We start from the raw sequence: 9,475 nt of genomic DNA on the forward strand, positions 1-9,475 counted from the left end.
ATCCCACCCAGCGCCCGTGCTGATCTTCGACGTGGAACTGCTGGGTATTCAGTAAGTTGTTGATGGCAGGCCTGTCGCCTGTTTGATCCCCCAAGGCCGGCCACTACGCCGGCCTTGTTATTGGTGACCCCCTCTTTCCCACCCATCACTATCAACCAATAGTGAACAGTGCTTATTCATCAAGCTGGATTGTTAACTTCATTGTCGGGGCAGATAATGACCATATCGTCAGTGGCATGTCGCCCTGGCCCACAGTTTTCGGTGCGCCGCGCACCGGCACAACGCATATGGAGTCTGTCATGTCTATCGCCCCCGTCTGGTTCATCTCCCATGGCGCCCCGGATCTGGTTCTGCGCGACCAGCCGGCGACCCATTTCCTCAAAAATTTGCGCCTTGGCGATCTCAAGGGGCTGGTGGTCATCTCGGCCCACTGGTTTACCCGCAGCGAACTGCAGATCAACGTCGAGCCCAATCCGGCCTTGATGTACGACTTCTACGGCTTCCCCGAGCCGCTCTACCACATCCGCTGGCCGGCCAACAGCCCGCTCTGGCTGCAGGAGGCGGTGAGCGATCAGCTGCTGCTGGCGGGCCTGCCCGCCGAGCCGGTGCGCCGCGAGCTGGATCACGGGGTCTGGTCGCCGCTCTCGCTGATGGATCCCGCCAGCAGCGTCCCGCTGGTGCAGCTCTCCATCCCGGCCAGCTTCACCCCGCGCCAGCTGTGGCAACTGGGGGAGGCGCTGCAGCAGCTGCGCGCCCAGGGGATCGGCATCCTGGCCTCCGGCGCCATCACCCACAACCTGCGGGCACTGGGGCCGGAGAACTCGCCGGTGCCGGGCTGGGCCCGCAGCTTCGTCAACTGGCTGGAGCTGACCATGAGCGAGGGCGACCGGGTGGCGCTGGAAGATTACCGGGCACGGGCGCCGGGGGCGGTGGAATCCCATCCCCACGACGATCACCTGCGCCCGCTGTTCGTGGCACTCGGCGCCGCCGGCCAGGACAAGCCGGTCAAGCTGCACGACAGCTGGGATGGCGGCAGCCTCTACATGGGATCCTACCGCTTCGGTTGAGCCCTGGCAGTGCCAGACAACGCAAGATGGCGGGTCGCTTCCCGCCATTTTTTATGGCGCCCACACTGACAAACTGCTGAATAAAGGTTCATTGTCCGCCGCTCTTCGGTAGAATCGCCGCTTTCGATCACCATCTGACCAGCGGGAGGGGTACAAGCCGGCAATGAACCTTATTCGACCCCTGCTGCTGCTCTGCCTGCTGTTTCCCCTCTGCGCCCAGGCGCTCACCCTGCACAGCCGTCACTACCTGCAGAGCAGCCCGCCCCCCACCCAGGCGGCCGAACAGCAATGGCTGGCCCGGCACCCATTGCTGCGCGTCGGTGTGCTGCGCCACGACTACCGCCCGTTCGCCATGACCGGGCCGGACGAGCACTTCGAGGGGATCTCCGCCGACTATCTCGACATCGTCGCCAAGACCCTGCAAAAGCCGGTCGAACTGCGGGTATTCGACGACAAGCGCAGCGCTCTGGCGGCGCTGCGGTCGGGGGAGCTTGACCTTGTCAATCTCGGCAACCTCAGCCTGAGCGGCCCCGACCAGGCGGGCATCGCCCTCAGCCAGCGCTATTTCAGCAGTGCCCCCGTCTTCTCGGCGCTCGCCGCCGAACAGGGCCCGCTGCTGCTGCCGGGCCAGCGGGTCGCCACCGTGCAGGGTTATGTGGACGAGGCCGCCTTCAAGCGCTACTACCCGGATCTGGTGCTGGTCAACTACCCCTCCAACGTGGCGGCCTTCGATGCGGTCTTCTTCGGCCGCGAGCCGCTGCTGCTAAGCGATCCCCACTCCCTGCACTACCTCAACAGCGAGCGCTTCGACAAGATCCGGCAGCGCAGCCAGGCGCAGCCCGCCATCGCGGCGGACGGCTTTCGCTTTGCGGTCTCGGCCGACAGCCCCCGGCTGCTGGCGCTGCTCAATCACGCCCTGGCGGGGGTGAGCGACATCACCCACAGCCTCATCCTCAGCCAGTGGAACGGCCCCATCCGCGACATCGTCGAGCGCCCCAGCGAGCTCTACAGCGCAGAGGAGCGCGCCTGGCTGGCGACGGCCGGCCCAGTCAGGGTGTGGCTGATGGACGATCTCTACCCCTACGGGGTGCGCGACTACGACAACCAGCTCACCGGCATGTCGGTGGAGATGCTGGAGAAGATCAGCCGGCGCTCCGGCCTGCGCTTCGAGTTCGTCAGTTATGGCTCGGAGCTCGCGCGCAACGAGGCCCTGCTCAGGGGCGAGCTGGATCTCATCGGCGCCATCTCCCGCCCGGTGGCCGATAGCTACCGGCTGCGCCCCTCCCTGCCCTATGCCACCGACGACATCTATGTGCTGGTGGCCCGCAAGGGGGATGCCTTGAGCGGCGATCTGGCGCAGCTCGCCGGCAAGCGGGTGGGCAGCACCCACTACAACCCTATCGCCCGGCGGCTCGACAACAGCCGGGTGAGCTATCTGGAGAGCGCCGACGAGGCGATGGCCGCGGTCGACGACGGCCGGCTCGACGCCGCCATCGTGCCGCTCTATTTTGCCCAGCATGCGGTGGAGTGCGGCCGCCTCAGCCAGATCCGCATCGCCGGTCCCGCCGACAACCAGCCCATCCGGATGGGCTTTGCCAGCCTGCCGGGCAACCGGATGCTGATGGATATCATCGACAAGACCATCCTCTCCATCGCCCCCAACGAGCTGGCCACCATGAGCTACCAGTGGCGCAACCGCAAGCTGCCGGCCCCCACCTTCATGGAGCGCAACGCCCCCTACTTCTACCTGCTGCTGGCTGGCCTGTTCGCCATCGCCCTGCTGCTGCTCTATCGCAACCGCATGCTCAACCGGCTGGCCCGCTCGGAGCAGGCCTCCCGCCGCCAGCTGGAGGAGCACGTGCGCTTCATCGAGGCCCTCGGCGAGAGCCTGCCCCACCCCATCGTCGTGCGCGACAAGGGCGGCAAGGTGATCCTCTGCAACAGCAAGTACCTGGCCATCCTCAACGCCCCCATCGAGCGGGTGCTCGGCACCTCGTTTGCCGAGGGGCTCAAGGGGCTGCTGGGCGCCGAGGCCATCACCACCCTGGAGCAGGATTTTCAGCAGGTGCTGCAAAGCGGCAGCCCCATACTGTCGGATCGCATCTTCAGCCAGCGCGGCCCGCGCCAGTTCGTCTACCACTGGATGGTGCCCTACTTTGACTACCGCGGCGCCATCAGCGGGGTGATCAACGGCTGGATCGACATCACCGAGCGCAAGACCATGGAGGAGGCACTGCGCCGCGCCAAGGAGCAGGCCGACCGCGCTAGCCGCGCCAAGAGCGACTTTCTGGCCACCATGAGCCACGAGATCCGCACCCCCATGAATGCCATCCTCGGCATGCTGGAGCTGGCAAGCCAGGATCCCGCCCTCGCCCCCTACACCGGCGAGCAGCTGCGCATCGCCTCCGAATCCGCCAACGGCCTGCTGGATCTCATCGGCGACGTACTAGACATCTCCAGCATCGAGTCGGGCCAGCTGACCCTGGCCCCCGAGCCGTGCGAGCTGGCGCCGCTGCTGCAATCGGTGGCCCGCGCCTTTGCGGGCATGGCCGAGCAGAAGGGGCTCAGCTACCGGGTCGAGCTGGATCCCCTGCCACGGGTGCTGATCGACGGGCCGCGCCTGCGCCAGATCGTCTTCAACCTGCTCGGCAACGCCATCAAGTTCACCGAGCAGGGGGAAGTGAGCCTGCAGGCCAGCCTCGCGGGGAGCGCGGAGCAACCCCAGCTGCACCTGCTTATTCGCGACAGCGGGGTGGGCATCGCCCCCGACAAGCTGCCCGGGCTGTTCAACCCCTTCTACCGCGCCCACGACCCCTACCAGTTCGCCGGCACGGGTCTTGGCCTCAACATCGCCCGCATGCTGTGCCAGCTGATGGGGGGCAAGATAGCGGTCAGCAGCGAGCTTGGCGCCGGCACCGAGCTCAGGATCCGGCTGCCGCTCACCCCGCTGGCACCAGAACCAGCATGCGAACCCTTGCCTGCACCGCGCGATGTCACGTCGGCCATAGAGCACTCACCCAAGCGGCCATTCCCCCCTGCCGCCGGCCGGCTGCGGGTACTGGTGGTGGACGACAACCACGCCAACCAGGTGCTGCTGCGCCAGCAGCTCAAGCACCTGGGCCACGAGGTGAGCGTGCGCGGCAACGGCGCCGAGGCGCTGCGGGCCCTCCAGAATCAGGACTTCGATCTCATCATCACCGACTGCCAGATGCCGCTGATGGATGGCTTCGAGCTGACCCGCCGCCTGCGTGCCCGCGGCCACACTCTGCCAATCTGGGGCTTTACCGCCCACGCCACAGCGCGCGAGCGGGAGCGCTGCCTGGCCGCCGGCATGGACGAGTGCCTCTACAAGCCCATCGGCCTGGCCCGGCTGCGCACGGCCCTCGCCAGCCTCGAGCAGAGCGGCGCCAATGCGCTGAGCCCGGTCTGATTATCTGGGCCGGATGGCGCGGGCTGTGCTCCCGCCCTATCCGCGCCAGCCGTGTCCGCCCCAATTCTGTCAGCCCGATCTCCGTCACACCCTCGCATGCTCACGCCGGCCCTCAGCGTCTTCGGGCTGGAGTCTGCCAGCGGCAGGGTGTGTAATAGACGTTTGTGTTTGGCGACGACCCGGAACCCCATGCAACTCAAACCCCTTCTCAAGGGGCGCTTTCAGCCCCACTGGCAAGCCGGCCACGATCTCATCGAGCAGGTGGTCAGCTCCTGCATCACGGAGCGGCGTCTCATCCCCGAGGGGGAGCCCCTGATGCGCCAGGGCGAACCGCTGCGGGATCTGGTGCTGGTGAAGAGCGGCCGCATCGCCATGGGCCACACCGCCATGAATGGCCGCCGCTTTCAGCTCGGCACCCTGGAGTGCGACCACCAGCTCTTTGGCGAGATGGAGTTCTTCACCGGCTACCGCTGCCAGCTCGACATCATCGCCGAGGAGCCGCTGGAAGTGGCCCGCATCGACGGTGAGCAGCTGGAGCAGGCACTGGTCGCCCACCCCAGGGTGGCGCTCTTCTTTGCCACCGCCATTGCCATCGACTATCAGGACACGGTGGATATCTTCACCTGCCGCATGCTCTACCCCATCAGCTACAACATCGCCCTCGACCTCTATCACAGCCACTGTCACCACAACCCGGTGAGCGGCTTTCGCAAGGGGTATCAGGAGGCGGAACGCTTCGGCACTACCGACCGGGTCTATCGGCGGGCGGTGAAAGAGCTGATGGATAAAGGATGGGTGGAGCGCGGCGAGGAGGGGTTGCAGATCCGCGATCTGGCGGGGCTCAGGGCCTTTCTGGAGCAGCCATAAGTCGCAGGCATCAGTCGCCGCCTGAACAGCAACAAGCGGAACAGCAACAAAAAAGAGGGGCGGTCGATACCGCCCCTCTTGCTGTTTACTCCCCCGCTCAGGCCAGACAAGGCTGGGGCCGGGCCATGCGCAGCGACGCCACCAGCATGGCGAGGATCACGCCATAGATAAGCGGGATGGCGTACATCACCGCCTGCAGACCGATCACCTGCTCGAACAGGGCGCTGATGGCCGGGCTGAACATGGCCCCCGCGCTGCCGCTGATAAGGATATAGGAGACGTTCTTGCTCGATGCCTGGCGCACAAACGACACCCCGTAGGCGATGAAGGCGTTGTAGAGGGCCGCGCAGACAAAGCCGTAACCGTAGGTGAGGTAAGGCAGCTGGCTCAGGTTGTCGGTGGTGACGATAAGCGCCGTCATCCCCATCGCCAGGGTGATGATCACCAACAGGAAGGTGCGGATCGCAATGCGGGTCACGATGGCGGTCGAGACCAGCGCACCGAGCAGGGCTGCCGTCCAGTACTGGGTGATGATGTTGCCCGCCTCCTCGAAGGGGATGCCGAACTTGTTCTTCACGAACATGGGCGCCCAGGTGAGGAAGGTGTAGAGCGCCAGCATGCCGAGAAAAAGCCCCAGCCCGCCGCTGATGATGCCGAGGTTCCACTCCGAATGCTCGTTGCCGGCGCTCTCGCCACCCGCCTCGCAGCTGCGGAAATTGGTCAGCACCGCCACCAGCATGGTCGCCAGCGCCACCACGCCCACCGCCAGATAACTCCAGCTCCACGCCATGGCGTGAGTCAAGGTGTAGGTGGTGATCAGCGGGAAGACCACCCCGGCCACGTTGAAGGTGGCATCCTGCACCACCAGCATGGTGCTCTGCATCCGCGCCTGCCAGACGCTCACCACCAGGGTCCCCGCAATGCAGAGCCCCACCCCGCCGCACAGACCGATCACCGTCATGGCCGCCATCACCACATAGAGCGAGCCGGTCAGATGGAGCGCGGCCGCCGCCAGCGCGATCAGGCCGTAGCAGATCAGCGTCATCCGCTTGAGCCCCACCTTCTCGATCAGGAAGAAGGCGGCAATGGTGCCCGCCAGCGCCCCGCCGTTGAGCAGGGAGAAGATGGAGGCCACCTGATTGACGTCGGCGCCGAACTTGGCGGCGATGGGGTCGATCAGCATGCCGAACTGGGTCGCAAAACCGGCCATCACGAAGTTGGCCAGAAAGCTGATGGCAGTGAGGGAGAGCTTATTGTTCATATTGGATCTCTCTTGGGGTCAGGGTGCGTGCAGGGTTGGGCGGGATGCGGCGCTTACAGCGCGGTGTGCAGCGCCAGCTCGATCATCTGGTTGAAGGAGAGTTGCCGCTCTTCGGCCGTGGTCTCTTCACCGGTCAGGCAGTGGTCGGAGACAGTCAGGATGGCGAGCGCCTCAATCCCCTGTTGATGGGCCAGCCCGTAGAGACCGGCCACCTCCATGTCGATGCCGAGCACGCCGAACTTCTCCAGCGCCGGAATGAGGTTGTCGTCCGGATCGTAATAGAGATCGCCGGTGAAGATATTGCCCACCTTGACCGGAATCGCCTTCTCCTGCGCCTTGGTAAAGGCCTTGTGCAGCAGGGCGAAGTCGGCCGAGGTGGCCATCTGGTAGCCGGCGCTGCGCTTGGCGTTGGTCGGGGAGTCGGTGCCCGCCGCCTGCGCCAGAATGACGTCACGCATCTGCACATGGCGCTGGGTCGCCCCCAGACTACCGATGCGGATGATCCGCTTGACCCCGAAGTCGTTCACCAGCTCGTGGGCGTAGAGCACCATGGAGGGGATCCCCATGCCGTGGCCCATCACCGAGATACGCTGGCCGTGGTAGTAGCCGGTGTAGCCCAGCATATTGCGCACATTGGTTACCTCGCGCGCATCGGTCAGAAAGGTCTCGGCGATATAGCGGGCCCGCAGCGGATCACCCGGCATGATGACGGTCTCGGCGAAATCGCCCGGGTTGGCATTGATATGAGCGGTCATTGTTGTTGTGCTCCAGTTTGACTCGTGTGGATGAGGGCATCCTAGCCCCCGCCTCGCCTCCTCTTGCAGGACAAAAGTCCTGTTGCCCCGATCGAGATCCCAGTTCCGGCAACTTCTCCAGAACCACCTCAGCTTGCCCCCCTTCGCCGCCGCTTGTTGGCTCTGAATCAGCCCAGCCCTTGCGGCAAGCCCCTAGCATTTTGAGAACACAGCCTAGTCACCCGGTCAGCGATAACGCCCCACGCCCCAAAAAGCGCGGGGGGCCATCAGGCCCCCCGCAAACACACCGGACAAGAAAACGCCTTACTTGGCGGCGCTATCCTTCACGCACTTCTGGACAAAGCTGTTCTTGGCCGCACCGGCCAGCTTCTTGTCGGCCGCCGCCTTCTCGCACTTGGCCGCCGGATCCACCGCAGCCCCCGTCTTCACGCACTTCTGAATAAAGCTGTTCTTGGCCGCGCCGGCCAGCTTCTTGTCGGCGGCCGCCTTCTCGCATTCGCCGCTCACAGCGCCGGCGGCATCTTTCACGCACTTGCCGACAAAGCTGGTCTTGGCGGCGCCGTTAAGCTTTTTGGCCGCGGCCTGCGCCTCGCACTGCAACTGGGCCGAGTCGTTGGCAAAGACCGGATTGGCCAGCAGCACACTGCCGCAGAGCAGGCCGAACAGGATGGCAATACGCTTCATATGACGTTCCTTATTGTGATGTGTTGGCATGGTGACCCGTTTGCATGATGATCTGATTGCAAGTAACTGTTATGACAACAGCTGATTGTTGCCGCAGATCCCTCGCCTTGCCAGCCAGGGCCACGGAGCACAGGGCACCATAGCCGCACTATAGCGCCGATTGGCCAAGCGGGATTCTCCCCAGCCAGCTCCGTCTCAACAGCAAGTCAGACCCCTCTTCTCCACCACGCCCGCCAACACCAATAAAATCAAAGGCCATGGGAATCCTTGTCCTGCCTCTCCCATTTTTGAACTGGCGCATAAAACGCAGATCTTCCTGATAGTTACGTCAATTTTTGACTGGTTTGCGTATGAGGCTTGAGGATATGCTGGTCATTCGGCGCCTACAGCACCATCCGGGCCCCGCCTGCAGGTCGATGGAGCATATTGGAAGCTGTAATCCATGGGCGGTAGCGTGTTCTTTAATTAGAGTTGAAAGTCAGTAAGTTATTACTTCAAAATAGGAGATATTAAATGGCTGAAAATGGTCCTCGTGAGGACATAGCAAAAATTGTATCTGAAAAATTATTGAGCATTTTTAAATGGAAGCAATATGGCCCATACGACCAAGATTTTCCATGTCGGAAACAACAAAAACATCTAGAAAAAGATAAAACCCAAAAGCATACACATCCTGTAGATGTTGTCTTTGGATATAAAGACCCATACAGCAACAAGAATGTTCTTCTTAATACAGATCTAAAGAGTTATGGTGAGGGAACCATAAACTCTACAATGGTAGAGGATGCATTAATATCATTAGCAAAAACTATTGATTGCGCCGAGAACAGCCCCGATTGGCAACGAAAATACGCTATTCCTCCTGGAGATTATGAAGTCCGTGGACTCCTTTTTGTTTACAATCATGACAACAAGCAACAAAAAGAGTTTTATGAATTTTTTTATCCTCCAAAAAGAGAGAAAGGACAGCTAGGCAGACCACCAAAGCCGATACAACTATCTAAAATCCCTGTACCCAAGGATAAACAACTTCATTTCGTCGAACCTCTTTTAATTAACTATTGGATGAGTATTGCTGCTGATATTAGCGATATGATTCGCTTAAGCACATTTCCAAAAAATGACTATGGATTCTACTATCCACAGCTAACTTTCCACAAGGTAACATCATCAGAGAAATATCTTCCAGCTACTATAGAGTTATTATCATCCCCATTTATTATAATTAAGCATGATGAAGTAAAAGAAATTGTAAATTCCAATATAGAAACTGTATCCGGCCCAGGGTATATCGTTTATTATAATCGAGAGGGAAAAACAGACAAAGAGTTTATTACCCTTAGGTAGCGGTGTAGGAAAAGCAACCCACACACATAAGTAAATCTGGAAAAGGGCCTGCCACTGTCTATAC

7 protein-coding genes are annotated in these 9,475 nt (G+C 61.7%); 4 read left to right on the forward strand and 3 right to left on the reverse strand.

Translation table 11 applies throughout. The annotated features are described in order from the left end of the window. Positions 1 to 299 precede the first annotated feature (299 nt). The 3 genes from PG899_RS11525 (at position 300) to PG899_RS11535 (ending at position 5,364) form a co-directional block, all read left to right on the forward strand. Positions 300 to 1,067, forward strand: a complete 768-nt coding sequence (locus tag PG899_RS11525; protein WP_113994785.1) for a DODA-type extradiol aromatic ring-opening family dioxygenase — start codon at positions 300 to 302, stop codon at positions 1,065 to 1,067. Between the two features lie 163 nt (positions 1,068 to 1,230). Then, positions 1,231 to 4,497 (forward strand): response regulator, encoded by a 3,267-nt coding sequence (locus PG899_RS11530; RefSeq protein ID WP_270697376.1) that lies wholly within the window; start codon positions 1,231 to 1,233, stop codon positions 4,495 to 4,497. Between the two features lie 189 nt (positions 4,498 to 4,686). Further along, positions 4,687 to 5,364: a Crp/Fnr family transcriptional regulator gene (locus PG899_RS11535; RefSeq protein WP_113994783.1), complete on the forward strand. Its 678-nt coding sequence runs from the start codon at positions 4,687 to 4,689 to the stop codon at positions 5,362 to 5,364. A 97-nt stretch (positions 5,365 to 5,461) separates the two neighbouring features. Here the strand turns inward: PG899_RS11535 and tsgA are convergent, their stop codons facing one another. The 3 genes from tsgA to PG899_RS11550 all read right to left on the reverse strand — a co-directional run bounded on the left by tsgA (position 5,462) and on the right by PG899_RS11550 (position 8,064). After that, positions 5,462 to 6,625, reverse strand: coding sequence for an MFS transporter TsgA (gene tsgA, locus PG899_RS11540; protein WP_042051188.1), 1,164 nt, complete (start codon positions 6,623 to 6,625; stop codon positions 5,462 to 5,464). 53 nt (positions 6,626 to 6,678) lie between these two features. Beyond that, positions 6,679 to 7,380, reverse strand: coding sequence for a purine-nucleoside phosphorylase (deoD, locus tag PG899_RS11545; protein ID WP_043121491.1), 702 nt, complete (start codon positions 7,378 to 7,380; stop codon positions 6,679 to 6,681). Between the two features lie 303 nt (positions 7,381 to 7,683). Further along, entirely contained in the window at positions 7,684 to 8,064 is a 381-nt protein-coding gene (locus PG899_RS11550) for a hypothetical protein (RefSeq protein ID WP_162498663.1), read from the reverse strand. A gap of 513 nt (positions 8,065 to 8,577) precedes the next feature. Between PG899_RS11550 and PG899_RS11555 the strand changes: the two genes are divergently transcribed. Beyond that, entirely contained in the window at positions 8,578 to 9,411 is an 834-nt protein-coding gene (locus PG899_RS11555) for a hypothetical protein (RefSeq protein ID WP_270697377.1), read from the forward strand. Positions 9,412 to 9,475: the final 64 nt, after the last annotated feature.

The organism is Aeromonas sp. QDB39 (genome assembly GCF_027707585.1).
GTDB lineage: Bacteria > Pseudomonadota > Gammaproteobacteria > Enterobacterales > Aeromonadaceae > Aeromonas > Aeromonas hydrophila.

Bases quoted from the DNA above. Each gene is read 5' to 3' on its own strand.
- PG899_RS11535 (WP_113994783.1), top strand. From the start codon at position 4,687: ATGCAACTCAAACCCCTTCTCAAGGGGCGCTTTCAGCCCCACTGGCAA.
- PG899_RS11525 (WP_113994785.1), top strand. From the start codon at position 300: ATGTCTATCGCCCCCGTCTGGTTCATCTCCCATGGCGCCCCGGATCTG.
- PG899_RS11555 (WP_270697377.1), top strand. From the start codon at position 8,578: ATGGCTGAAAATGGTCCTCGTGAGGACATAGCAAAAATTGTATCTGAA.
- PG899_RS11530 (WP_270697376.1), top strand. From the start codon at position 1,231: ATGAACCTTATTCGACCCCTGCTGCTGCTCTGCCTGCTGTTTCCCCTC.
- tsgA (WP_042051188.1), bottom strand. From the start codon at position 6,625: ATGAACAATAAGCTCTCCCTCACTGCCATCAGCTTTCTGGCCAACTTC.
- deoD (WP_043121491.1), bottom strand. From the start codon at position 7,380: ATGACCGCTCATATCAATGCCAACCCGGGCGATTTCGCCGAGACCGTC.
- PG899_RS11550 (WP_162498663.1), bottom strand. From the start codon at position 8,064: ATGAAGCGTATTGCCATCCTGTTCGGCCTGCTCTGCGGCAGTGTGCTG.